Source organism: Anaerocolumna chitinilytica, from assembly GCF_014218355.1.
GTDB lineage: Bacteria > Bacillota > Clostridia > Lachnospirales > Lachnospiraceae > Anaerocolumna > Anaerocolumna chitinilytica.
Genome location: NZ_AP023368.1, coordinates 2,080,277 through 2,106,504, shown reverse-complemented (window position 1 = coordinate 2,106,504; position 26,228 = coordinate 2,080,277). Strand labels below are relative to the sequence as shown.

The 26,228-nt window shown below is 37.7% G+C and carries 25 protein-coding genes; 11 read left to right on the top strand and 14 right to left on the bottom strand.

Annotated features, from left to right (window positions below):
* Window positions 1-136 precede the first annotated feature (136 nt).
* On the top strand, window positions 137-1,153 hold the full coding sequence (locus bsdcttw_RS09110) for a YeiH family protein (RefSeq protein WP_185259061.1): 1,017 nt from the start codon (window positions 137-139) through the stop codon (window positions 1,151-1,153).
* A gap of 93 nt (window positions 1,154-1,246) precedes the next feature.
* Window positions 1,247-2,116 (top strand): alpha/beta hydrolase, encoded by an 870-nt coding sequence (locus bsdcttw_RS09105; protein WP_185259060.1) that lies wholly within the window; start codon window positions 1,247-1,249, stop codon window positions 2,114-2,116.
* 121 nt (window positions 2,117-2,237) lie between these two features.
* Here the strand turns inward: bsdcttw_RS09105 and bsdcttw_RS09100 are convergent, their stop codons facing one another.
* The 3 genes from bsdcttw_RS09100 to bsdcttw_RS09090 all read right to left on the bottom strand — a co-directional run bounded on the left by bsdcttw_RS09100 (window position 2,238) and on the right by bsdcttw_RS09090 (window position 5,337).
* A complete protein-coding gene (locus tag bsdcttw_RS09100; RefSeq protein ID WP_185259059.1) occupies window positions 2,238-4,076 on the bottom strand; it encodes a CocE/NonD family hydrolase in 1,839 nt (612 codons plus the stop codon).
* Between the two features lie 123 nt (window positions 4,077-4,199).
* Window positions 4,200-4,682: a PAS domain-containing protein gene (locus bsdcttw_RS09095; protein WP_185259058.1), complete on the bottom strand. Its 483-nt coding sequence runs from the start codon at window positions 4,680-4,682 to the stop codon at window positions 4,200-4,202.
* Between the two features lie 79 nt (window positions 4,683-4,761).
* A complete protein-coding gene (locus bsdcttw_RS09090) occupies window positions 4,762-5,337 on the bottom strand; it encodes a TetR/AcrR family transcriptional regulator (protein ID WP_185259057.1) in 576 nt (191 codons plus the stop codon).
* Window positions 5,338-5,646: 309 nt separating this feature from the next.
* Between bsdcttw_RS09090 and bsdcttw_RS09085 the strand changes: the two genes are divergently transcribed.
* The 4 genes from bsdcttw_RS09085 (at window position 5,647) to bsdcttw_RS09065 (ending at window position 10,656) form a co-directional block, all read left to right on the top strand.
* Entirely contained in the window at window positions 5,647-6,348 is a 702-nt protein-coding gene (locus bsdcttw_RS09085) for an ABC transporter ATP-binding protein (protein WP_185259056.1), read from the top strand.
* Window positions 6,345-9,398 carry an FtsX-like permease family protein gene (locus tag bsdcttw_RS09080; RefSeq protein ID WP_225903823.1) on the top strand — a complete coding sequence of 1,018 codons (3,054 nt, stop codon included), beginning with the start codon at window positions 6,345-6,347 and terminating at the stop codon, window positions 9,396-9,398. Before bsdcttw_RS09085 ends, bsdcttw_RS09080 begins: the two co-directional genes overlap by 4 nt.
* Before the next feature lie 496 nt (window positions 9,399-9,894).
* Window positions 9,895-10,185 carry a putative quinol monooxygenase gene (locus tag bsdcttw_RS09070; RefSeq protein ID WP_185259054.1) on the top strand — a complete coding sequence of 97 codons (291 nt, stop codon included), beginning with the start codon at window positions 9,895-9,897 and terminating at the stop codon, window positions 10,183-10,185.
* Between the two features lie 48 nt (window positions 10,186-10,233).
* Window positions 10,234-10,656 carry an acyl-CoA thioesterase gene (locus bsdcttw_RS09065; RefSeq protein WP_185259053.1) on the top strand — a complete coding sequence of 141 codons (423 nt, stop codon included), beginning with the start codon at window positions 10,234-10,236 and terminating at the stop codon, window positions 10,654-10,656.
* Window positions 10,657-10,953: 297 nt separating this feature from the next.
* On the opposite strand, the gene bsdcttw_RS09060 is transcribed toward bsdcttw_RS09065, so the two are convergent.
* The 3 genes from bsdcttw_RS09060 to bsdcttw_RS09050 form a co-directional block, all read right to left on the bottom strand.
* A complete protein-coding gene (locus bsdcttw_RS09060) occupies window positions 10,954-12,357 on the bottom strand; it encodes an FtsW/RodA/SpoVE family cell cycle protein (protein WP_185259052.1) in 1,404 nt (467 codons plus the stop codon).
* Window positions 12,344-12,691, bottom strand: coding sequence for a PadR family transcriptional regulator (locus bsdcttw_RS09055; RefSeq protein ID WP_185259051.1), 348 nt, complete (start codon window positions 12,689-12,691; stop codon window positions 12,344-12,346). The genes bsdcttw_RS09060 and bsdcttw_RS09055 overlap by 14 nt, the downstream gene beginning before the upstream one ends.
* A 93-nt stretch (window positions 12,692-12,784) precedes the next feature.
* On the bottom strand, window positions 12,785-13,372 hold the full coding sequence (locus tag bsdcttw_RS09050) for a TetR/AcrR family transcriptional regulator (RefSeq protein WP_185259050.1): 588 nt from the start codon (window positions 13,370-13,372) through the stop codon (window positions 12,785-12,787).
* Window positions 13,373-13,592: 220 nt separating this feature from the next.
* On the opposite strand from bsdcttw_RS09050, the gene bsdcttw_RS09045 reads away from it, so the two are divergent.
* A complete protein-coding gene (locus bsdcttw_RS09045) occupies window positions 13,593-16,679 on the top strand; it encodes an MMPL family transporter (RefSeq protein ID WP_185259049.1) in 3,087 nt (1,028 codons plus the stop codon).
* Window positions 16,680-16,837: 158 nt separating this feature from the next.
* On the opposite strand, the gene bsdcttw_RS09040 is transcribed toward bsdcttw_RS09045, so the two are convergent.
* Window positions 16,838-17,245, bottom strand: coding sequence for a hypothetical protein (locus bsdcttw_RS09040; RefSeq protein WP_185259048.1), 408 nt, complete (start codon window positions 17,243-17,245; stop codon window positions 16,838-16,840).
* 162 nt (window positions 17,246-17,407) lie between these two features.
* Here bsdcttw_RS09040 and bsdcttw_RS09035 point away from each other — a divergent pair, with 162 nt between their 5' ends.
* Window positions 17,408-18,559 carry a YibE/F family protein gene (locus bsdcttw_RS09035; RefSeq protein ID WP_185259047.1) on the top strand — a complete coding sequence of 384 codons (1,152 nt, stop codon included), beginning with the start codon at window positions 17,408-17,410 and terminating at the stop codon, window positions 18,557-18,559.
* Window positions 18,556-19,413: a YibE/F family protein gene (locus tag bsdcttw_RS09030; protein ID WP_185259046.1), complete on the top strand. Its 858-nt coding sequence runs from the start codon at window positions 18,556-18,558 to the stop codon at window positions 19,411-19,413. Before bsdcttw_RS09035 ends, bsdcttw_RS09030 begins: the two co-directional genes overlap by 4 nt.
* 87 nt (window positions 19,414-19,500) lie before the next feature.
* Here the strand turns inward: bsdcttw_RS09030 and bsdcttw_RS09025 are convergent, their stop codons facing one another.
* On the bottom strand, window positions 19,501-20,043 hold the full coding sequence (locus bsdcttw_RS09025; protein ID WP_185259045.1) for a DUF402 domain-containing protein: 543 nt from the start codon (window positions 20,041-20,043) through the stop codon (window positions 19,501-19,503).
* Between the two features lie 319 nt (window positions 20,044-20,362).
* Window positions 20,363-20,884: a nitroreductase family protein gene (locus bsdcttw_RS09020; protein ID WP_185259044.1), complete on the bottom strand. Its 522-nt coding sequence runs from the start codon at window positions 20,882-20,884 to the stop codon at window positions 20,363-20,365.
* 119 nt (window positions 20,885-21,003) lie between these two features.
* On the opposite strand from bsdcttw_RS09020, the gene bsdcttw_RS09015 reads away from it, so the two are divergent.
* Entirely contained in the window at window positions 21,004-21,453 is a 450-nt protein-coding gene (locus tag bsdcttw_RS09015) for an Rrf2 family transcriptional regulator (RefSeq protein WP_185259043.1), read from the top strand.
* 95 nt (window positions 21,454-21,548) lie between these two features.
* Here bsdcttw_RS09015 and bsdcttw_RS09010 read toward each other — a convergent pair whose 3' ends face one another.
* The 4 genes from bsdcttw_RS09010 to bsdcttw_RS08995 all read right to left on the bottom strand — a co-directional run bounded on the left by bsdcttw_RS09010 (window position 21,549) and on the right by bsdcttw_RS08995 (window position 23,763).
* Window positions 21,549-21,914 (bottom strand): DUF4180 domain-containing protein, encoded by a 366-nt coding sequence (locus tag bsdcttw_RS09010; protein WP_185259758.1) that lies wholly within the window; start codon window positions 21,912-21,914, stop codon window positions 21,549-21,551.
* Between the two features lie 61 nt (window positions 21,915-21,975).
* A complete protein-coding gene (locus bsdcttw_RS09005; protein ID WP_185259042.1) occupies window positions 21,976-22,458 on the bottom strand; it encodes a helix-turn-helix domain-containing protein in 483 nt (160 codons plus the stop codon).
* A 278-nt stretch (window positions 22,459-22,736) separates the two neighbouring features.
* Window positions 22,737-23,600, bottom strand: coding sequence for a TolB family protein (locus bsdcttw_RS09000; protein WP_185259041.1), 864 nt, complete (start codon window positions 23,598-23,600; stop codon window positions 22,737-22,739).
* A 4-nt stretch (window positions 23,601-23,604) separates the two neighbouring features.
* On the bottom strand, window positions 23,605-23,763 hold the full coding sequence (locus tag bsdcttw_RS08995; protein WP_207726519.1) for a hypothetical protein: 159 nt from the start codon (window positions 23,761-23,763) through the stop codon (window positions 23,605-23,607).
* 258 nt (window positions 23,764-24,021) lie between these two features.
* Between bsdcttw_RS08995 and bsdcttw_RS08990 the strand changes: the two genes are divergently transcribed.
* Entirely contained in the window at window positions 24,022-24,909 is an 888-nt protein-coding gene (locus bsdcttw_RS08990) for an AraC family transcriptional regulator (RefSeq protein ID WP_185259039.1), read from the top strand.
* A 199-nt stretch (window positions 24,910-25,108) separates the two neighbouring features.
* On the opposite strand, the gene bsdcttw_RS08985 is transcribed toward bsdcttw_RS08990, so the two are convergent.
* Entirely contained in the window at window positions 25,109-25,957 is an 849-nt protein-coding gene (locus bsdcttw_RS08985; RefSeq protein ID WP_185259038.1) for a DegV family protein, read from the bottom strand.
* Window positions 25,958-26,228: the final 271 nt, after the last annotated feature.

Below are 26,228 nucleotides of genomic sequence, written 5' to 3'. Positions count from 1 at the left end.
CATAGTTTATGAAGGACTGTTTCATTTACACAGACTGATAGACTTAATAAAAGGGAGTGAAAGGAAGAGAATTAACAGCTTCACTCTAAGAATTATGCAACCGCATCAGAACCTGCGGTATGTAATGGGAGGAAATATGAATACAACCAGTGTTACAAAAACAACTACTAAAAAAACGGATCTATTACCGGGAATCCTATTAACGGCAATAATTGCAATTCCTGCTTGGTTCATCGGTGAAAAATTCCCCATAATCGGAAGTCCCGTATTGGGTATTCTCTTTGGTATGATACTTGCCTTTCTAAAAAGGCCTAAATACTTTGATGCAGGAATTTCATATACTTCAAAAAAACTCTTGCAGTATTCTATTATATTATTGGGTTTTAATATGAATCTCTACAGTGTGCTAAAAGTAGGGAGTCAGACTATCCTGCTTATGATATTTACTCTTTCCGCTACATTTTTAAGTGCCTTTTTTATTGGTAAATTATTAAAAGTCCAGAAAAACACCAATATTCTAATAGGTGTCGGTACCGCCATCTGCGGCGGCTCTGCCATAGCTGCTACCGCCCCTGTGATTCAGGCTGAGGATGAAGATGTTGCAAGCTCCATCTCAACCATATTTTTCTTCAATGTTATAGCAGCTTTTCTCTTTCCCTTTTTAGGCCATTTTCTTCATATGACAGACTATCACTTTGGACTCTGGGCAGGAACTGCTGTAAATGATACCTCCTCTGTTGTAGCTGCCGGATATTCCTTTAGTAATGCTGCCGGTAATCTTGCTGTTATTGTGAAGCTCACAAGAACTCTGATGATTATACCTGTAACGCTTGTTCTGGCATATTGGACATCCAGAAATAGAACGAAAGATACTAAGATTAATTATAGTATATCCAAAATATTTCCCTGGTTCATCTTAGGCTTTGTGGCTGCTTCCATATTAAGCACCTTCCTTCCAATACCGGTGTTTATGAAGGAGGTTCTTGTAAAGGCAGGAAAATATGTGATAGTTATGGCTATGTCAGCTATCGGTTTGAATACCAACCTTGTTAAACTTGTTAAAAACGGATTACAACCGATTTTGCTAGGGCTTTGCTGCTGGGCTATTCTTTCCGTGACTTCTTTGCTGGTACAGTTCTTACTGTTAAGTTAAAGATTTTTCCCCTTTGACCTTCTTTTGTAAATTATGGTAAAATACCTTAAGGAACAAATCAACTTACTATAATGTATTTGGGAGGTATCTATTATGGCTTACAAAGAGGTAAAAGTAATAAAGAATAACCCCAGTCTGGAAGGAATGGCAGTTATGATTCCTGATGTTATATTCTCAACCGCTCAGGGAGTCGATCTAAAACTGCAGTTATTTATGCCCTGGAAGGATGAAACAGCGAAGGAACCAAAGAAATATCCCTTAATTGTATTTGTACAGGGCAGTGCCTGGACCTTTCCGGATGTGTATTATCAAATCCCTCAGTTGGCACAGTTTTCCAGGGAGGGCTATGTGGTGGCCACCTTAACCCACCGCAGCAGCTTAGAGGGGCATCCCTATCCTGCCTTTCTGGAAGACGTTAAGACTGGAATCCGTTACCTTAGAAAAAATGCTGAAAGGTACCAGATAGATACTGAAAGAGTAGGTATCTGGGGAACCTCTTCCGGCGGGAATACCGCCTTACTGGTTGGTCTAACCGGAAATGAGAAACAGTATAAGACACAAGAATATCCGGATCATTCAGATTCAGTTAAGATAGTAATCGATTGTTTCGGACCAGCAGATTTATCCGAAGCTATTGAGAAGATCGAGTTAATGGAGGAAGATTCTAAGAAGTTATTTGCAGCACTTCGCGGGGAAGATACAAAAGAAAACGTAGCAAGGCTTCAGGATATGAATCCTGTCAACCATGTCAGAAAGGGTGCAGCTTATCCACCCTTCCTGATTCTTCAGGGTAATCAGGATTTTATAGTTGAGTACTCCCAAAGTGAGTTAATGTATCATAAACTGCTTGAGGCTGGTGCGGATGCTGCTCTTATCTGTGTGGATGGCGCTCCTCATGAGGGCTCCTTCTGGAGTAAGGAATTGCTGGCATTAATTAAAGATTTTATTGATGAACATCTGTAAAAAAATCCTACATAACTAAAAAGTTGGACTGTTCTAAGATAGAAACAGTCCAACTTTTTTCAATGCTTATGGTTTTTTAATTGTCTAAAAAATCCTGTACTACCCAATGGATTCCAACTCATTAATTATTAGCTGGAATCTCTATCCTTGAAGCAAAGAATCCGCCACTATATATTTTTTGTACTGCAATCTGATATTTATCAATACTTGCCCAATTACCGGCACAATTGCTGTGCAAATGATACTGAGGAAAATCAGATGAGGATATATCTAAGCGCAGCCTGGAACCCTTGTGCAATTCATACACAATATCCCACATATCGATGGAAACTTCTTCTACAGTACCCGGCTCGTAGGCATGCCCAATATCATGGCAAAGGCTTGTGATAGAGGAACGAATGTTATATGCCTCCCCACTCTCTCTTATCTCCATAACCTTTGCAGTAAAAGCTGTATCCGGACAATCAGAAGATACATAGAGAAATGCTCTTATCTTTCCGCTTATCAGCATATTCTCTAAAAGAGGTTCAGAAACAAAACTTATTACATCCGGCCTGTAACCGCATTCCGGCTGTTTTAGGCTGCCGTTATGCTCCATATTCTTTAAGAGGGCTTCCGCTCCATAGGATATCACGGGGTTCTCGGGATTATATATGTATGTATACATCGCCAAATCAGCTTGAGGCGCCTTTTCCAGTACTCCTAATGTTCCCACTGCAGTATTATTATCTTGTGATATTGAATTTTCTGTTGCACTTTCTGTTGTTTTCCATTCTATTGTTATACTTTCTATTGCTTTACTTTCTATTGTTTTACTTTCTAAATCTTTATTCTCTGGAGTTTTACTCTTTTCTGTTTTACTCTCTGCGCTTTCTTCCCGTCTCTCCTGTCCCATATACCATATACTTAATTTACTGTCCTTTTCCGGCCAACTCTTACGGCTGATCCATCTGTCTGCTCCGATAGCATAGGTACGGATTCTTCCCTTTGGTATTTCTTTTTTCTGCAGCACCAGATCAAACCATTCCAGAATCGCTGCCACCTCATTACTGCCGCTGTTCTCAGTACTGCAATCTTCAAGGCAGGGCTGAAAGGAATGATTCCATCCTCCGATATCTAACCAGGACTTCTCTTTTGTTTCCGGTCTTAGGTTATCCCAAGTACGCATAGAGCTGCCATGATGATGGTCATACCAACCGCTGCGGATATATAGGGGGACCTTTACTTTAGAAGGTATTTCATATAATTCCTTCCAAAAGCCCTGCTGCCAGTAATTATCTTCCCTGTGTGTGCTGCTTATCCAATCCCTGTACCAGTCAAGCCGTCCACCCCACAATTTTTCATCCACTTCTAACTGCGGCATATATTTCAGGGATTCCGTATAATCAGCAGTAACTTTAAAGCCGGAGTTATCCATTGCCCAGGAAGTCAGTACATCCTGTCGGAACATTCCCTTTTCATAAGCTGAGTAATAGCGGTCTGTACCATAATGGGTCAGACACATACCTTTCACCTTGTCCGGTACCCGGTCTGCTATTGCCCAGCCGGTCAGTGCCAGATAGGAGTTTCCCCAGTACCCTATTACATCCACCCAATCCTGCTCATTCAACCAATTTATAGTTCTTAGCCCGTCCTCTCTTTCATTAACATTGGGAAACCACTCCCCCTCAGAGTCTCCGGTTCCACGGCAGAATTGAACTACAAAGGCATATCCCCTCTTAGCCAGATTCTTGCCGTGAATTCTGTACTCAGACAGCTGAGAAGGATAACAGCTTCGAACCAGAATTGCAGGTAACGAAGTGTTCGTCATGCTTCCTGTTTTGTCAATTGGCTTAAATAAATATGTCTTAAGCTTTATACCATCAGCCATAGTAAGCATCTCTTCTGATTCAATATAAGATGAAAACAACTCTTGATAGCCGGAATTGTCGTATTCCATCTGTGTTTTTGCATTTTCCATAATCCAACTCCTGTACTTTGCTCTCTAAAATCTTATAACTAGTGAATTCATCACCATTCATGAAAATATTATAAATATTTTTAAGTGCATCAGTCAAAAGTTTCTGAGTCTTTTTCTAATATTTTAGAATGAAAGTTTATTATATAAGGTTGCAAGTGATATCCCCAATTCCTTTGCAACCTTCTTTTTCCCCTCTGTATCATAGCCATATAAGAAGAGCATCTCTTCAATTTCTTTCTTTTCAAATTCTCTGACTCTTTTCTGCAGGGTTTCCTTTTTCTGTGTCTTTCTTTTTTCTTTATCAATGGTAGTGACGATAGAAATAGTACCTGTGAGAATTTCATTTTCAAGAATAGGATATATATTGGTATAATACTCCTGATTCCCTTCCGTCCTTAGAATGTTTTCCTTTTTTCTTCCTTTCCTCAGAACTTGGGGAACCTGCGCACCGGGACGTAGTTTGCTAATAGGCATACCTGCCACTTCCTCTAATCTCTTGCCGAGCATCTTGCCATATGTATCATTAAAATATACAATTTTTCCTTCTTTGTTGCATATCAGAATTCCCTGTTTAATGGAAGCCAGTACTGAACTCATATGAATCATAATGATTAACCTCCTCTGAACCTGCCTGGCAGAGCTGCCTGGGTGCTATGTTTTTCTTTGTTTACAAGCAAAAGAAAAATTAAATTTCGTTTTCGTATTCCTTAAAGGCTCCTACCCCCTTGGAGGATAAATCCATGATTAGCTGAGTTATTTCTTTTACCGGCTTCTTCATCCCTTCTTTCAGCCACTTTATGATAATACCGATGCTGCCGCTGGCGTAAAACAAATAGACATACTCTGCCGTATCTCCCTTCGCTGCCTGGAGTGAAAAATGCTGACTGCCGATTATATTCGTAATTTCCTGCTGAAATTTCGTATCTCCGCAATAATTAAGAAGCACCTCAAAGATTTCAGAATTTTCTTTTATGTATTCCAGGACCTTATCTAACATTTCAATGGGAAATTCGTTTACTGTCCGCAGATTATAGATTCCAAGGTATTGATTAATATCATTGATTATATCATTTTCGATCTGCTGCAGCAGGTCATATTGGTCCTTGTAATGTGCATAAAAAGTAGCACGGTTGATATCTGCTTCTTCACATATTTCTTTAATTGTTATCTTGGATATTGGTTTGATCTTTAGAAGCTTTACAAAGCTTTGTTTAATCACCATTCTTGTATATCTTACACGCCTGTCTGTTTTCTTCTCCATACTTACCTCCACAAATACAGAAATCATCTGAAAAACTTCTTATTACATCTTCTTTACTTATATCTAACACTTTTTATAATATCTTCTTTACTTATACCAAACACCAAAGTTTTTTATACAAGTGTAAAAACTTCAGTACTTGGAAAACCTTCTATTAAAGTTCTATTAATTTTCCAACACATTAATAAAATATGTTGCCTAAATTTCATATCTTTCTATTTTGATTATTGAATGAAAGCCACGAAGTCAGTATACTATATCAGAGAAATTTATACAACATCATGTTCAATATCTTGGAGGATTGTACCCATGGCATTTATCGAGCTAAAGAATATAAAAAAAGAATATAACATAGGAGATGTTACCATAACTGCTGTTAGAGACTGCTCTTTCTCCGTAGAAAAAGGAGAGCTGGTCGTAATTCTTGGGCCTTCAGGAGCAGGAAAAACTACCGTATTGAATCTACTTGGCGGCATGGATAGTCCCAGTGATGGCAGTATCCTGGTGGATGAAAAGGAAGTTCATAATTATAATAAGCGGAATCTTATAAATTACAGAAGAAATGATATCGGATTTGTATTTCAATTCTACAATCTGGTAGCCAATCTGACAGCTCTTGAAAATGTAGAGCTGGCCTGTCAGATATGCCGTGATTCCCTGGATCCCAAATCCATCCTGGAACAAGTCGGTTTGGCAGAACGCATGAATAACTTTCCAGCTCAGCTCTCCGGCGGTGAGCAGCAGCGTGTGGCAATTGCAAGAGCCATTGCAAAAAATCCCAAGCTTTTATTATGTGATGAGCCTACCGGAGCCCTTGACAGCACCACCGGACAGCTTATCATAGAATTGCTTCAAAATACCTGCAGAACCATGGGCACAACAACAATTATTATTACCCATAATGCGGTTTTAGCAGATATTGCTGATAAGGTTATTCACATTAAGAACGGAACCGTCCATCATATTGTTGAAAATGAAAATCCGAAAAGTCCAAGTGAGATTGTGTGGTGAGAAAAGTGCTTTATAAAAATACTTTGATTAAAATAAAAAAGTCCATCGGGAGATTTCTCTCTCTTTTTATGATTATACTGGTAGGAGTAGGCTTCTTTGCAGGAATCAATGAAAGTGTTCCTGATATCACTTCTTCCCTCAGCAATTATATGCAGACCCAGAAACTAATGAACTTTCAGATTGTCAGCACCATGGGGCTGACCTCGGAAGATGTAACTGCCCTAAAAGCTCTGAAAAATATTCGTACAGTAACCCCCAGCTATTCCCTGGATGTACTGGCGGATGGTAATGCACTAAGAATTCAAGCCCTGGAACAGGACATCAATACAGTACAACTCCTTAAAGGCCGTATGCCGGAAACTTTGACCGAATGTATTGCAGATAACAGCCATTATAATCTTGGAGATAAAATTAAGATTACCAGTGATGAAAGTGATAAACTAAAGAATACAGAATTCACTGTTGTCGGTACCATAAAAACTCCCTTGTTTCTCAACGCAGATTATGGAAGTACTATTGTAGGAGACGGTAAACTCTATTCCTTTCTTTATGTAAAAAAAGAGAATTTTATCCTCGAAGCCTTTACCAATATCAATATTCTGGCAGCCGGAACAGATAATCTCAATGCCTTTTCTTCAGAATACAAAGCTAAGACTACAAAGCTGCAAACTGAAATTGAAAGTATAAAGTCTTCCAGAGAGACTGCCAGATATCAGGAAATATATGATAAGGCAAATAATAAAATCTTAAGCAAACAAAGGGATTTTGAGAAGGAAAAGGCTAAAGGTGAAAAGAAGCTATCGGATGCTAAAAAAACTCTCGATAAGAATGCATCCAAATTAAACACCGCAAAAAAAGAGCTCTCAGAAAAAGAATCCGATCTGAATAAAACTATCACAAAACAAAATGCAACCTTTGCAGATGCGAAGAAACAAATAGCAGACGGGTGGGCCCAGATTGATTCTGCTTTAGCAAAGAACGGCATAAAAAGGAGTGAGTTGGATGGCAAGATAGCCGAACTTGGCTCTGCTCTAGACACTTTGAAAACAAACATGAGCCAATTGCCAAAAGACAGCCCTCAATATAAAGAACTTGATGCACAGCTGCAGAACTACACCGTTGCTTATCAAGGTCTTCTTTCCTTGAAGAATTCCATTCAGAACCTGACTGTCAAGGAAAAAGAACTAAATGGGGGTATCGCTGCCTTTCATACACAAATAGACAGTGCCAAAGTTCAGATAGAAAAGGGAAAGAAAGAACTTGCTAAGAATGATAAAAAGATAAATGACGGTTATGATAAGTACAACAAAAATTTAAAAGAATTCCAAACCAAGATATCTGATGGGGAATCCAAACTAAACGAAGCAAAAGACAAACTGGCAGATATAGAAAAACCAAAGTGGACAATTCTGGAACGAAGTAATGTGATTAACGGGTACGATGATATAAAAACTGCAGCTGGCACAATACAGCAGATTGCTGTAGTCATTCCCTTGTTCTTTATTCTCATCGTTGTTTTGATGACTTCCAATACCATGGGACGAATGATTGCTGAAGAAAGGGGAGAACTTGGTACCCTTGCTTCTTTAGGCTTTAGTGATCCAAGTATCGTTACCACCTATTTGCTTTATGTACTGACTGCTACTGTTTTAGGCAGTATCAGCGGATATTTTATAGGCTGCAGTGTAATTCCTCAAATTGTTTATAAGTGCTTTCCGTATATTCTGCCGCCGTTAAACCTGCAATTTAATGCCATTAGCTTTCTTCTGATTCTGGTGGTAGCGGTATTCCTTATGACCATTGTAACTATTATCTTCTGCCGTCATGAGTTAAAAGAGCATCCGGCTGCCCTGATGCGACCCATTCCACCCAAAAAAGGGCAGATTATTCTTTTAGAACGTATCGGTGTAATCTGGAAGCATCTTTCCTTTACCTGGAAGGTTACAATGCGTAATATCTTCCGGTATAAACCCAGAGTATTTATGACTGTTATCGGTATATCCGGCTGCACAGCCCTGCTGCTTACGGGCTTTGGAGTAAAAGACAGCATTACCGGGGTGGCAGAGAAACAGTACGGAGATATCTTCCGTTACAACGATATGATTGTTTTAAAAGAAGACACCAATAGTATGGATAATGAACTTACTTCTCTGTTAGAGAAAGGAGAAGTCATAAACCCTTTGCTGATTAAGCAAATTTCCGTAACCGCTCTCTCCAAAAAGAAAGAGCTGGATGCCTATTTAATTACACCTGAGGACAAGAAGGCATTTACAGACTATTATAAGTTAAGCAATTACAAGAATGGTTCAGCCATCAGTCTTAATGATAATGGTGTAATTATATCAGAAAAAATTGCTGAGCTCTTTCATCTTAAGATAGGTGATGCACTAAGTATGAAGGACCCCGATAATAATTCCTACTCTTTGCCCATAAGTGCTATTGCAGAGAACCATATAAAGAATTATATCTACATCAGTAAGGCTCTTTACACGAAAACCTTTCAATCAGAACCCACTTACAACATGATAGTTTCGGATTATAAGGGTGATGGTGCTGCTCTTGCCAAAAGCCTTCTTGCTAGTAAAAATGTAATCAATGTTACTTTTACAAAGGATATTCTTACCCGTGCTATCAAGGAAAACAGCAGCCTAAACAGCGTTGTTCTCCTCCTTGTAGTAATCTCCTCCCTCCTGGCAGTGATTGTTCTCTACAATCTGACTTCAATTAATATCAGTGAAAGGAAACGTGAAATTGCCACTTTAAAGGTTCTTGGTTTTAATGACATGGAAACAAATGAGTATATTTACCGGGAAGCTCTTCTTCTGACCATAATCAGTATCGGAGTCGGCCTTTTATTAGGTGTGGTTTTCCACGGTTTTGTTATGGGTATGATATCAAGAGACGAATTTGTATACTTCAAATCCGTAAAAGGCTTAAGCTTTTTATGGACTTTCCTCATAACCATGGTCTTTTCTCTGGTTATGCAGATAAATACGTATTTCAAACTCAGACAGATAGATATGATAGAATCTTTAAAATCTGTGGAGTAAAACCAACGGCTAAAAAAATTATCGCCAGGCTGTATGGTAATCGTTCATTACATACGATTACCATACAGCCTGGCATTTTTAGCAGATTAAAGGATAACTGAACTGCTATGCATCCTTTAAATAATATTGTGCCTGGGTATTCCAGAGCTCACTATACTTGCCTTTTTTATTCGCCAGTAATTCTTCATGACTTCCCTGCTCAATCATTTCACCTTCATGGAAGACAGCTATTTCATCGCAGAACCTACAGGAAGAAAGTCTATGGCTGATATAGACCGCTGTCCTTTTACCGACTATCTCATTGAATTTCGTATATATTTCATATTCCGCTACCGGGTCCAGGGCTGCTGTCGGCTTTTTAAGTCAAGCTTTTTATAGGAAATTATAACAGAATAGATGTAAAATGCAAATATTATCCACTTCTTCATTTGCATTCATTACAAATAACCTTTATAATAAGCTTGTATGAACTAAATTAATAAAAGGAGAATTCAAAATGATTAAAGTAGTTGCAAAAAATTATATCAAAGCAGATAAATTAAGTGAATTCCTTACTATAGCCAAGCAGCTTGTAAAGGACACCAATGAAAAGGATGCCGGTTGTATCCGTTATGAATTATTTCAAGATACATCCGATTCTAAAATTTTAACAATTATCGAAGAGTGGGATGATATGAAATCTCTGAATGAACATATGCAGGCAAAGCATTTTAAAGAAGCTACCTCTGCTTTTCCTGATTTTCTGGAGAAACCCGGTGAAGTTAATCTATACGAAAAGCTGGCATAGATTTTTTTAACGGAATGCCAGATGAATGTGTAAAGAAAGGCTGTTATAATGAATATTAACCCTTATGTCAGAAAAGCAAATTATTATGAAACAGACCAGATGGGCATCATCCACCATGCTAATTACATTCATTGGATGGAAGAAGCCCGTGTGGACTTTATGGAGCAAATTGGTTTTGGTTATGACCGTGCGGTAAAGGAAGGAATTGACTTTGCTCTGCTGGGTTTATCCTGTGAATATAAATCCATGGTTCGCTTTGGGGATACTGTAAATATAAAAGTTTCTATCCGTTCTATCACCGTAACCAAAATGACGGTATATTATGAAATTACTGACGCTGCAACCGGGAAACTCAGAACTACCGGAGAAAGCAGTCACTGTTATTTTGATTCAGTAAGAAAGCGCCCTGTTTCCCTAAAGAAGGTACTGCCGGAATTATATGATTTATTTTCCTCAATGTGTGAAAGTTAATTATTACCCCATATATAGATAATAAGAGCCGCCCAGATTTTGAATTGATATGCTTCCTCTAAAGTAGACAGATAAAATATAAAAATCTGTTACTTCGGAGGAAGCATATCATTACTCCGGGCGGCCTATTATTAATATTATAATTCTTTCTTATCAGGAACTACAATCTGCTGATAACGTTCAATCTTTTGATTCAGACGCTCCAAAGTCATCGTTATCTCTTCAACCCTCGCCTCCAGCAGGTCTCTCTGCTCAATCAGTAACTCTTTTCTGGAGTCTAGCTTAGTGTCGTTTTAACTATTTCGTTATGTATAATTCTTTCCTTTTTCTTAACTGTATTATCAATCTTCCGTCTTCATAGAGAATAAATGAATTTTGCTTATTATAAGGCTTACAACTATCCTTAAAAATACTCCCCGTTCGAAATACGGAAAGCATAAATCCAATAAGCATTGAATTGATTAACAATGCCGTTTTACCATAAGATACCAGAGGCAAGGAAAGTACCGATAATAAACCGTAACCTAAATTACCGATGATATAAACCACCGTCTGTATTACAACAGTAAGAAGAATTGACAATGATACCATTACTCCCAGAACGCTTTTTTGCTTTGCTATATAAAGGAATCCTATGATAGAAAAGGCAGCAAAAACAATCACAACACCAAAAAATGCAATCCACCCATAATATGATGTCAATGCCGTCAGTACCAAATCAGTTCCATATAGCGGGTTGAACATGGAATTCGTACTCATTTGCTCAAAGGCCGCACCTTTTCCGATAAATTCTGCTTTCGATAACATATTCCGAATGAGAAGAATCTGATAGCCCTTTGGATCAGAATATGGATGTAAAAAAGCACTAATACGGCTTATCCGATAGGAATTGAGCACAAACCAATAAGATAGAAGTGCAGTTGCAGTAACTGCAGGGATTATCACTAAAAGTAAACCTCTTTTTCTACTGCCCCCAAACCACCCCCGTGTAACAGCGACACAAAGAAGGACAAGAGCTGAAAAAGTATACAATATAAAACCTGTAACTGTAGGAATAAGCAATAAAATAATTGCATATGGAATATAACCTACACCACTAAAGATGATACCAATTATTCCCCTATTTCTCATTGTGTAGATGAATAATGAATACGTTAATGGAAATAGTAAGGATAAATATACCAATCCTAACGAAATATCACCCCATATAAACCATGCTTTCCCATTAACCTGAGAAGAGAATAACAACCCTGCCAATCCAATTACCATAATCAGAAAATAGCACTGTTTCGGGTACTTTCCCAATATAGAAAAATCCACAAAATAAGCAGTGAAAAATACTGCTACTGCGCCAACAAAAGGTAAAATATGAAAATTACTCTGTGCATTCCATTGAATACTATTTAAACTACTGATTCCCCCTCCCATCAATATCAATACTAACGTTAAGGTAATTAGTATCCATTGAGGCTTTGGCCTGTGAATGATGTCCAATTGTGAACCGACACTGACTGCATCCCCCATTTCATTTATCGCACAATAGGTTGCCTCTTCCTCCCCTTTACCTTCCTGTATAAATACATCTCTCTGGTCGTATATATGATTCTCTAATTCTTCAGTAATTACGCTATGCGCTTTTTTCCACCTTATTTGTTCGCATACGGTTTGGCTGTATTTTCTTACTTCGTCAAGTGGCTGCATAAGCTATACCCCCTTTCAATACCTTATTAACTGCCGAGGTATAGACTTCCCACTCTTGTTCCTTTTCTTTCAAAAGCTTCTGCCCTTTTGTAGTGATATGGTAGTACTTTCTTACTCTTGCCCCATCTGTTTTATCGTCATAGGACTCCACCATCTTGTCCTTTTCTAGACCATGCAAAATAGGATATAAAGTACCTGCTTTTAGAGTAAATGTATCATCTGACTTTTTTGCAAGGGTTTCAATCATTTGGTAACCGTACATATCTTTTTCTTCCAACAGTTTCAAAATTAAAGTTGTTGTACTGCCCGTCAGCAGACTTTTATCAATAGGCATATATCGGCCTCCTTTATATAGATTATCTATATATATCATTATAGATAGATAATCTATATAAGTCAATATAACAATACAATTCTTCCCTTTTTTCTAATCTCTTAAGATAAATTCTTCGTCTATGGATTTGATACCACCGGTTATCAAATCCATTAAGAAAAGCGACATATCCATGGAAGATATTTTCAGATCATCCTCCAGCCACTGCTGGATTGCTCCGATACAGCCGGAGATGGCAAAGGGCATAAAATACCTTCCCATATCATCTCCCATTTTATACATGATGGGCGGCTGGTACTTTAGAATTGCTTCTTTGAATTTATTTAAGAAGTTGTAATCACCATCCTCTCCTAAAAGAATCTTGCAGATATCAGCATTCTCTCTGATGAAATCAAAGACAAAAATAAAGAAAGACAGAGTGCTTTCCTTTTTCGTTTCTGAAAGATACAATTTGTTCAGCTCTATGCTAAAATCATCAAACATTTCATTTTCAATCTTTTCAACCATATCATAAATATCTTTGTAATATAGATAAAAGGTAGAACGGTTCACATCAGCTAACTCTGTCAGCTCCGTAACGGTAATTTTATTTATTTTCTTTTCCCTCATCAAAGTAGTAAGACTCTTGGTCAAAAGTTTTTTTGTCCTTCTTACCCTGCGGTCATTGATATTATCCTTCATCATAACTCCTTTCACGAACCTTAAATCTTTGATTTATTATAATTTTTTTATAAACTATTCTACAATTGTCCCTTATTTGTCGATTATCCCACAAAATACCCCTGTATTAACGATTGAATCAAATCTTCTCTTATACTAAAATACTCTCACTTGAGATAATATACAAGTGTTTTATATCAAACATCTTGTACAAATGCATTTCAATTAAGGAGGAATAAATATGCGCAATATGATTCGCTTCCGCTATCTGATATTAGCTATTTGGGTTGCCGTAACTGTACTATTTGTATTTAACCAGCCTGACATCAGCAGTATTCTCGGCGGAAAAGGGGAAGCGACACTACAGGAAGATTCTCCTTCCAACGTTGCCCAAAAAATGCTGGATGAAATGAACACTTCCAGCGGCGATACTTTAATCGTAGTATTTCACAATGAAAAATCCCTGTCCGATGATGACATGGATGCTATCAGCAAAGGAATTGACAAGTTAAAAGCTGATAAAGAAAACTTAAAAATCACCAATCTTATTGACCCTTTTGGTACACCCTCAGCTAAGGATCAGCTAATATCTGAAGATAAAACCACTTTGATGGTTCAGATTACATATGACAGCGCTGACAGAAACCGAAAAGAGATTATTGACAGCTTTGATACTGCCGTAAAAGATATTCCCGTTGAACATTATATAACCGGCGGACCTGCAATAGCCAATGACTATATGAACACCGTTAATAAAGGCGTGGAAAAGAGCGGTGCTATCACCATTATCTTTATCCTGGTAGTACTAATCCTGATGTTCCGCTCTGCTGTTACTCCTTTGGTTTCCCTCTTAGCGGTAGGAATTTCTTACATTTGCTCAATGGGTATTGTAGGTCTCCTCAATACAGCTTTTGGCTTCCCCATCACCAACTTTACCCAGATGTTTATCATTGTAATACTCTTTGGTATCGGTACTGACTATCATATACTGTTACTCAATCGCTTTAAGGAAGAGTTATCCCACGGGCTTTCTGTTGATGATGCGGTTATAAAGAGTCTTAAAACCTCCGGTAAGACCATTCTGTACAGTGGCTTAACTGTATTTATGGGATTCGTAAGCTTAAGCTTCGTACAGTTCCCGGTATACCGCTCTGCCAACTCCGTAGCTATCGGAATTGCTATACTGCTTCTTGAAATCCTCACTCTGACTCCGGTATTAATGAGAATATTAGGACCACACCTTTTCTGGCCTTCTAAAACAGCTGCCGGACATAAGGAAAGTAAATTCTGGGCAGGACTTACCTCTAACAGTGTAAAACATCCTATCCTTTCATTATTAATTGTTGCAGCTGTTATCACTCCGGTAATATTCTTTAATACCACAAGACTATCTTTTGACAGTATGGCTGATATGCCTGCAGGTACACCTTCGGTAAAAGGCTTTCAGATCATTTCCGATGAATTCGGTGCCGGCAAGGCTATGCCTGTAACCCTGGTTATCAAAAATCCCTCTGCCATGGATAACAACGAGGCACTGGCTGCGCTTGATAATCTGACAGAAGCCCTGAAAACTGTAAATGGTGTTGCCTCCGTATCCGGGCCTACCCAGCCTCTTGGCAGTCCAATTGCCGATTTGTATACGGACAGTCAACTTAAGACAGTAACAAAAGGCTTGTCTGACGCTAAGGATGGGATAGGAAAAGTAAACGACGGACTTGGTACCATTGAAGATCAATTAAGCGTTCCGGACTTTTCTCAACTTAACGATCTGACAAAAGGCGCTGGTGATCTGGCAAATGGACTTACTGCGATTAATAGCGGACTTAAGGCTGTTGACACAGGTATATCCCAAGGTGCAGGGGGTGCTTCCTCCCTGTCTGATGGTGCCACGAAACTAAAAACAGGAATTGCCGCCTTGAATAAAGGTCTGAAAGATATTAAGACCAATTTGGATAAAATCAAAGCAGGTTATGTAAGCTTGGCAGACGGTTATACAACCATGACTTCTTCAATCAGCCAGCTAAAACAATTGGAACAAATGATGGAAGTTTCCGTAGGTAACCTTGATAAAAAGCTGCCTGGTGATGTAGACGTTGCTACTCTTAAAGCATATCTTGCCACACTATCGAAATCCCTTGACCAGTTATCTCAGGGAATGACTCAGGCAAATACGAATTATACAGCGCTAAATAATGGGCTGAATCAGATAAGCAGTGGTCTATCATCTGTAATAGCAAGTACTTCCGAAGAATCCGAATTGGTTAAAGGAATCGACAGTCTGGCCACAGGTGCCAAGGCCCTCTCCGATGGCTTGAATAAAGGAAGTGCAGGACAGCAGCAGATAATCACAAATATGGCTAAACTGCAAAGTGGTGCTGATCAGATACACGAAGGTGTAGCAACACTTACTACAAAGCTTACTGCTCTTGGCGGCGGAATAGGTGATTTAAAGGATGGTATCAGTGCCGGAAAGGACGGTCTAACTCAGATTACCGATGGTCTAACCCAGGGAAATGATTTCCTTAACCAGTTAACTGCCACAAAATCCTTCTATATTCCGAAGGAAGCTTTAAACTCCGATGACATTAATAAAATGCTGAATGCATATATGTCAGACGACAGAACCTATGCGAAGTTATCTATTACCTTAGATACCGAACCTTACGCAGATTCTTCCATACAGTTGATAGATACCCTCAATGAAGTTGTAAACAGTAACCTGAATGGTTCAAAGCTTCACAATGCATCCTTTGGTTTTGCAGGAGCCACAGCCGTATCTAAGGATATGAGTGATATGGCTACCCATGATATTACTTTTACCCAGATTATTGTACTTTCGGCCATTTTTGTACTGTTGATTTTAGTTACCCGTTCCTTCTGGATTCCGGTGTATATCATCGGTTCCCTGATTGCGGCTTACTATACTTCCCTGTCGATTACTTCCTGGCTTTCAGATGTATTATACAACAATCCAAATGGTATGGCATGGAATGTTCCCTTCTTTGCATTTGTCATGATTGCAGCTTTGGGCGTTGATTATAGTATCTTCTTGATGGAACGCTTCCGTGAATATCCGGAACTTCCTCCAAAAGATGCTATCGTACTGGCAGCCAAACATGTCGGTTCTGTGGTATTGTCCGCTGCAATTATACTCTCCGGAACCTTTGCCACCTTGTATCCGTCCAACCTGGTAATTCTGATGGAACTTGCAATTGCAGTAGTAATCGGCCTCATGCTCCTAAGCCTTGTATTCCTTCCTGTTGTTATTCCGGCTCTCATAGATATTCAGGAAAAGATAACAAGCCGTACTAGAAGAAACAATCCGTAAATAGCTATTAAGTGAAGCAATTCTTCTAAAATCGGGTACAAAAATCATAAAAAGCATTTTGCTGGGTTATCCAATTTATCGGTTTTATATGATAAATTGGATAACCCAGTATTTATTTCAGAATAGACTCTGTTAGATAAAAAATATCTGAAACTACATTAATCTCCAATTATAGAATTTGCTAGTGCATTTAAATCTTCACAAGGCTGATATTTTGTTTTATAACCAATATCATCTATAATCAAAAACGGATTGTAAGCCCCTATTGTTATAACCTCACGATTCTTTTTGGTAATTGTATATTGTACATATTGGCCGCTATATTCTCTCCATGAATTATCTTTTTTGTAGATTGTAACATTATTTAAAATCTCAACTAATTTTTGAATCTGTGCGCTATCCGATATTTCCTTCGTTGTATTAGGTGGTTGTACTAATACCTCGACTTTTATGACATCATCCATCTGTAATACTTTAAATGGTTTCTTTCCTGATAAATTTAATAATAAAACAACAAAAATCATTATCACTACAGATAGCAAGGATAGAATAGTTACTTTTTTCATAACATTTGCCCCCATACTTGAAAAATTTGATATTATATTTATTAGACGATGTTTCTTCGACTTTGGTTTACTATATTAAATATAGTGATTTACATTTCAATAACGTTGTGATAGGATGATTAGAGATTTTAAGACCATATTATTTGTGTCAAAGGCGCGCATATGAAAAACTTAATGTTACATAAAAAGAAAATCTTATTATATACTCTGTTAACAATCTGTTGTTTATTTTCCCTCCTATTTGTGTATAACGATTATAATTTCTATAAAGAAACCATTGTAAAGGTAACCACTGTACAGATAGTAAAAAAAGAAAAAATTACGGATTATTATAAGAATAATGATATCCTTTACACGCAAGTTCTCACCGGCAAGATTCTAAATGGAGCCTTAAAAGGGAAAACTGTCGAGTTAAAAAACCAATACTCCTATTCCGGTGCAGCGGATAACCAATATAAGGCGGGAGACAAACTGTTTGTTTCACTGGATAACACTAGTATCAACGCTAACAAAAACGATAGCTCTGCTTCTGCTATTAGCGGAACCATTAATGGGCTAAAGAGGGATACCTATCTTGTATTTATGGCTGTTCTTTTTACCGTTTTTATTATAGCAGTCGGCAAGAAGAAAGGGCTTTTCTCTTTATTTAGTCTTATCTTTAATATTGTTCTTTTCTCTCTTGTGATGGACTTGTATTTAAAAGGAATCAATCTGTTGCTGGTCTGCAGTATTGTTGTAATTGTATTTACCGTCTTCTCACTTATTCTGGTCGGCGGCTACAACCAGAAGACTTTTACAGCAGTTATTTCCACACTCCTTGGTACCTTTCTTACGCTTATTATCGCCTATATTGTAATGAAAGTAACCAATGAAAAGGGTGTTAGATATGAAGAGATGCAGTTCCTAACCCATCCTCCTCACGAAATCTTTATGGCTGAGATTCTGGTTGGCTGCCTTGGGGCTGTTATGGATGTGTGCATTACCATCTCCTCTTCCATCTATGAATTGTGTGAAACCAATCCCAGCCTTTCCTCGAAGGCTTTAATGGATTCCGGCAGAGAAATTGGAAAAGATATTATGGGTACTATGACAAATGTACTGTTTTTTGCTTATGTCAGCGGAGGTATTCCTATGCTGTTAATATATCTAAAAAATGGCTTTCAGACAGGATACAGCTTCTATATGAATCTTTCTCTGGAACTGATTCGTGCCCTCACCGGAAGCATCGGAATCGTTCTTGCCATTCCTCTTTCCTTGTTCACTACGGTATTCGTGCAACAAAAATTCAAGAAAAGGAGTGGTCTGACCAGATGAATGTAATAGTTGTTTTAGCCGTTATTCTTTTTCTTCTTATGAAGATAATCGGTAAAGAAAAGGGAACAAAATCTTTTCTTTCCTTACTGATAAATTTCTTTATTATTTATGTTGCTATTATACTGATTGCACATAATGTTAACTCAATTGTGGTAACAATTCTGGCCTGTATCCTGATAAGCTATGTTTCTCTTTTCTACATTAACGGGAAGCATCCCAAAACCACTGCTGCTTTTTTATCTACACTTCTTACTTTAGTTATTTTATTTTTCTTTATTTATATTATTGGATCTGCAACGCGTATACAGGGTTTTAGTGAAGAGGAATTCGAAGAAATCAGCCTCTACTCCCTTTTCATCGGTACCAACTTTACTAAAATTGTTATCAGTACGATTATCATGAGCTTAATCGGTGCGATTATTGATACGGCTATCTCTATTTCTTCTTCCATGAATGAGGTATACCTTCATAATCCATCTATTTCAAAGCGCGAATTATACCAATCCGGCTTAAATATTGCGAGAGATATCCTGGGAACCACTACAAATACGCTTTATTTTGCATTCATAGGAGGCTACATGGCTCTTATCCTATGGATGAAAGACCTGCATTACTCCCTTGGCACTATAATTAATTCAAAGGTATTCTGCTCTGAAATAATATCCATACTCTGCAGCAGCCTTGGAGTTATCTTGATTATACCGATTACTGCAGGCATTAACTCCTATATTCTCCTTACCAGGAAGCAAAACCTTGAAGGTGATATTCCCTTTAAATTACCGCAAGAAATCAATGATAAACTTCCATCAGAAGACACTGATAAAGCAAACCCTGATAAAATATCAATTCTGTAAATAATAGATAAATATAAAAAGACTGCCTCCTTTTAAAATTGAAGATGCAGTCTTATTATATATAGAGATGGATTAATATGGAATTTTCTAGATAACTCTTAGCATTTCCTGCAGGCATGCCTTTGAGACCTTCATCAATTGCTTCTTATCTGCCAACAATCCCAGCTTCAAATTCTCACATGTGTTAAGAGCCAGTTGAAACAGTTCCTCTGAAATGTCCTTCTGATTAAAAGCTTCTTTCAATTCATCCATATCATCCATATAGATTTTACCGTCAGGATAAACCACCAAATCCAAATATAAATCATCATAATACACTATCCCGTCTTCATCGAGCCCGGAATCCGCTATCATATCAATATACCACAATATAATTTCATCTTTCTGGTTTATCAAGGCACTGATTACATAGTATTCCTTATCCGGCAGCAATGCGAGCCACTTCATACCGTCATCACCTATAAGGATATTATCATTTTGAAAGTTCCAGCGGATTGGCTCTTCCACCTTATCCATGCAGATAAGCCGTACCATTCCATGAAAGAATGGGTTATCTATCCTTTGCTGGCAGAATCTTTTTTGCGGTAGATTAGCATACCATTCATCATATGTAAATCTTCTTCTCTTCAAGGTTTTCTTCTCCCATCCCTACGTTTCTGTCCTTAATAATAAGTCTGATTATAACACAGTTATACTGCTTTTCCTTGGAGATGTCAACTTCGTGCAGGCAAGTTCCTTTTTTTCTTATCAAATTCCTTATATCACTTAAACTATGTCTCTTATTTTCCGAAAAAGCAGACAGGTCACGAGCTTGGGGCTTGAACATACAAATCACTAGTAAATAAAAAAGACATTGTAGAGTGTTAGAACTTTACAATGTCTTTTCTATTTTAGCAATCATAAATACATTTCTTTTCAAACATAAGCTAACAGCCCTATAACCTTGTATTTACACTCTGCTTGTCTGAATCTTCTGTACTAATTCCTTCTCTTTTTGATCTGCATTTGCTGCATATCCAAAGCTTGCACCAATAAGGGCATGGTATCCTTCCGGTATGGAAAGAGCATCTTTTAAGCTCTGATCGGCCTCAACTACCATAGCTATTCCCCAAACAATAACACTTCCTATTCCAAGGTCTGCTCCTGCCAGCAGCATATTTTCCATCACACAGGAGGCGTTGGTATAATCAATACCGGGAGCCTCAGCTTCCTTGGAAGAAACTAAAATCAGTGTCTGAGCATTATAGAGAGGATCTCCTTCTCTCTTCATCATTGCCTTGATGCCTGCTGAAATCTTATTGATTATGTCCTTATTCTGGATTACTGTTATATGCAAATTATCAAATCTTCCCATACCAACAGGTGCCGCACTGCCGGCAGATAGTATCGTATCTATTTTCTCTTCTGCTATTTGTTCATCATTATACGCGCGCACTGACTTTCTCAGTGCAATTGCTTTCATTAACTCCATATAATATACTCCTTCTGTAATATTTTTCGTTACAATAATATCACATCGACTTTGTAATGTCAACTATTACAATTGACTTTTTTTTCAAAATCGGTTACAATCTTATAGGGTGATAAAATATGCGTGTCAGTACACAATTTCCCATCGCAGTTCATGCTCTGATGATGGTTGCTTTTTTCCCGGAGAAGCGGATTACCAGTGACCTTGCCGCTGAAAGTGCAGGTTGTAATTCCGTTATTATCCGCAATATATTCTTAAAACTAAAAAAGGCAGAATTAATATCCATTAAACCCGGCAGGAGTAAAATGGAGCTTGCTAAGCCTGTCAGTGAAATTTCCCTTTGGGACATTTATGCTGCTGTTGAAACAGATGAAACGGATGAAATCTTTAAATTTCATTCCAATACTTCCTGTACCTGCCCTGTAGGAAGTAATATCCGCAGTCTCTTAATGTCTCATCTGGATGATGCAATCGCGGCTATGCGAGCCGAATTATCAAAGATAACCTTGGAAGATTTGACAAAAGAATTAAAATCCTTTCCTGAGGATAAGCCCTCTTTTCAAGCTTAAAAGGGCAAAAAGCACAGGTTTATCCTTAAGCCTGTGCTTTTTGCCCTTTTTTTATTCCCCAGCTATTTATATTGTACCATATTTCAACTGCTGCATTAAATGCTTGCCAACTTTTCAACTGCCTCATCCTCTGTGGAAACAAAAAATGTATCTTTTCCATGATTGCTCTCATAGATCAAGTCTTTTAAAGGTTTACTTGTATAATGGGAAAAGTCTCCGATAATTGCCACTTTCATATGATAATTAATAAACTTCTGCAAGATTTCACCAGCAATTCCGGTGCTCAGCCGAAAGAACTCCTCCGAAATCCCAGATTTATTTATAACAATATGTCTGCTGCCGGTTTCATAATTGATAGACATTATGAAATCCAATGCGGATTGAGCATCTGTTATAATAACTTCCTCACTTTGTATAATCGCAATTAAAGTATTGTTTCTTTCTAACGTTTTAATATTCATCTTTTTCATTTATGCGTATTTACTTTGAAATACCGTCATATTCTCCTTTCTGTATTTAAACCTAATCAGACTCCAGCAACATTGTAACCAATTCCATCATGCTTTCTATAAATTTTACCGGCCCCCAAAGGAGTATCTTTAGTTGCCTCTCACTTTCGTAGTATTTTACATGGAGCGTAGAGTCCTGGAATTTCGTATCTCTGCTGTTCATGGAAGCAATAAGCGTATTGGAAAGCCTCATATATTCGCTTTTACTAATGTCATTGATATCAATTACAGAGGATACCGTTATCTTTCTTTTAGTAATATCTGTTGACATTGTATTTGTCATAAACTCTAATGACGTTTCCCCTTCTATCTTACCTTCTGATTTTTTATTATCTTTCTCCATAAATGCAGATAAGTCACTGTCTGAAATTCTCCACTGTTTTCCGACTTTTGTAGCCCCCAGCTTTCCCTCTGCAATAAAATTTCTTATTGTTTTATGATGCATTCCCAGTAAATCAGCAACCTGATAAATTGTATAGAATATATCTTTTGCCATGATTTCCTCCATATGATGAATTTTTATGTTCACCTTCCAGCTCATCGGTAGCTCAATATTAGCTTAATCTATAATATTTGTCAATATTAAATTGGTGTTTTATATATTTTGTTTATTTTTGTTGCTATTTGTTTCTATCTATTTTTATAAGCTTCTATTCTTTTTGTATCTTTTTCTGCCACGTTACTTCGTACTCTATTCCATTATAAAAACAAAGGCCAGCCCTTTATTAAGGCTAGCCTTGTTCTTATAGGATTAGTATGTGATTAACAACTTGTTTAATAAACCACATATGCTATATACTTACCGTCCGGGGACCAGGAATTCACATTGATTGTACCCTGACCACCCATGAATTCTGCTAACATCATGTCATTCTTACCGTCTATATCCATAATCCGAAGCTGAACATGTTTATCCGGTAAATGTTCCTCCGGTTTTAATTCATCTAGCCGGTATGTTAGATATACAACTCTATCCCCTTCCGGAGACACATGAGGAAACCAGCAGTTCATCTCAATATTTGTTATTTGACGCTGATCACTGCCATCCCTGTTCATCGACCAAATCTGCATAAGGCCGGAACGTGAAGAATTAAACCAGATTCTTTCTCCTTTGGGGTCGTATTCCGGCCCGTCATCCAGTCCGGCTGTATAGGTCAGTCTTTTTTCACTGCCGCCATCAGCAGATATAGTATAGACATCATATATACCTTCTCTTTCTGCGCAATAAGCCAGTTCTTTCTTATCAGGTGACCAGCCATGCAAGTAACTCGGTCCCTTAGGAGTAATACATCTTGGTATCCCACCCTCAATTGGCAGAATATATATTTTAGATACGGCTGTTTCTTTCTCAAAATGGCTGATTGCAAGCATTCTACCATCTGCTGACAGCACATGGTCATTATTACACTGATTCGCAAAATCAGTATCAATACAGCTGCTAGTACGTGTCTCCAGTTCAAAACGATATAGGAGCCCTTCACTGTTATATATTAAGGCCTTACCATCTCTGGTCCAATTAGGTGCCTCAATAACACGGTCAAACTGACCTAATACTGTCCTGTTTCCGGTGCTGACTTCCATAATCTCCAATGTACATTCTTGTTTTCTGCTCATAGTTCCCTTTCTTTCCCCTTTCATTTGATTATTCCCATTCCGACCTGATGTGATTTATGCTTAATTCAATTCCTCGCTTCTCCTTCGCTGCCACATAGCTGTAAAAATCGGAACTAAAGTCACTGATGTGATAAGGTTCACCTACACCGATTTCTAATAACCGCTTATAGATTTCCATCTGTACCATTATTAGGGTTAATCATCTATAATTTTAACTCATTCTATTATTTTTTATCAATAGGAATTATAATTGTATTAAAATTAATTATAGAAGAAAAAACAACTAAAATCGAATCCTCATAAGAGGCTTGCAATAAATGAACAGTGACTGCACGGCATTTTCTTTTATACAATGTTACATTATGTATAGAGAAAAGAGAGAGTTGTAAAGCGAAGGCAGCATTTATCAGCAATGTACGCAAAAGTGCATAACATGGAGGTTAATATGACATGGCTTGAACGAATGAATAAAGTTCTGGACTATATTGAGGAGAACCTGGGTAACGAAATCGATATGGATAAGCTTGCATCGATTGCCTGCTATTCCTTGGTTAATCTGCAAAGAGTCTTTTCAATTATTGCAGAGATTCCCTTATCTGAGTACATTAGGCGCAGACGATTAACACTGGCGGCTTTTGAGCTCCAAAACAGCAATATAAAAGTAATTGATCTGGCTCTAAAATACGGCTATGACTCACCGGAAGCTTTTACCAGAGCTTTTAATTCCCTTCATGGCACAACTCCTTCCTTAGCACGTCGTAAAGGCGTTATGTTAAGAGCTTATCCACGTATCTCTTTTCTACTAACATTAAAAGGAGCTATACCTATGGATTACAGAATTGAGAAAAAGGAAGCTTTTCCTGTGTACGGTATTGAAGGGGTCTTTACTTCTGAAAATGGTGAAAATCTGCAAACTATACCTTTATTTTGGCAAGAAGTGATTTCCAACGGACAATATGAAAAGCTGAGACAATCAACTCATCTACAGGACGAGGAGACAAGGGATTTGTGTTTGATTAATTCTATCTGCGATTATGAAGTATTAGACAGCAATCAGTTTCCCTACATGATTTTTGCCTTCCAAACGGACAAAAGTGATACCTCCGGTTTTAAGACTATTGAGGTACCGTCTGCGACCTGGGCAATATTCAAAAGTGAAAAACACAAAATTGAAGAAACCAGCAACGTCATACAAAAACTCACCAGCCGCGTGTATACAGACTGGCTCCCAACTGCCAGCTATGACAAAGTAGACGGCTTTGAGCTGGAGTTATATTATGGAAGCGGCGACAATTGCTGGTGTGAGACCTGGATCAGGGTAGAGGCAAAGTAATATAAAGGGGCAGCAGCAAAATAGCCATAATAAACTCTAAAACAAGATTGGGAGTGTATTATTATACACCCCCAATCCTTTCAAAAGAGTAAATTAGCTATTTTGCAACAATCCTTCAAACATACAGGAAAGTATAGACATTTTCTATCTCTAAATTTTTATCTTTCTATTACATTAATATTCTTTAATATGGCTTGTCTTATACTTCCGCATAACAAACGCCAACTGTACCCGGGCCGCAATATACCCCTACAATAGCACTAATTTGCCCGATTAAATACACATTTCTAATACCTGGGTTCATACGAAGTCTGCTGCATATTTTTACGGCATCCTCTTCCACATTTCCATGAATGACATATGCATCACATTTATTTTTAGCGGTATACTTCTCACCCATTTCTATCAAGCGGTTAATGGACTTTACCCTTCCTCTGATTTTCTCACAGGTATAACATTGTCCGAATTCATCATCAAAGCTTACAATAGGCTTGATATTAAGAATATCTCCGATTGTACCGGAGATTTTACCGATTCGGCCGCCTTTTATGGCATATTCCAGGGTGCCGAATACAAAATACATATGCACTTTCTTTTTCATTTCCGGAATTGCTTTGACTATTTCTTCAAATTCAATCCCTTTCTCAATTAATTCCCCGCATTGCTTTACCAGAATCCCCTGAATGGCAGAGGTTGATTTTGTATCATAAAGAAATGTTCTTATTTCTGGATATTGGCTGCTGATAAGTGCAACCCCATTTACCGTCCCCGATATACCGCTGGAAATATTAATCGAAATTACATGGGTATAATTCTCCTCTTGGAGCTTTTGATACAGCTTTTCAATATCTTCCATTGCCGGTTGTGAAGATGTTGGAATTTCCGTTTTCATATTAATATAAACTTCCTGTGGAGTGATATCTATCCCATCTGTATATTCACGTTCTTTATATATAATCTTAAAGGGCAGAACATGAACTTTATATTTTTTAAGGGTTTCTTCGTCAATATCACATGCAGAATCTGTAATTAAAGCTATCTTTTCCATCTGTCTTCCATACCTTTCTCTATACCTCTATTGTTTGTGTCAAAGCTACAAACACAAACTTGTGCAGAAATGATTATGTATTCTTGTATAATCCAATCTCCATCTATTTCTCAAGTGATTATATATGCTGTAATATCAATATCATCATATCTGGTTATTATAACCAGATTAGCACGTTTTTGACATCAAATCAAGTCTCTGATTCTTCGTATTAGAAGGTATTTCTGAATAAAGATAAAAGTATGAAAACAGATAGCAAAATATAAAAATA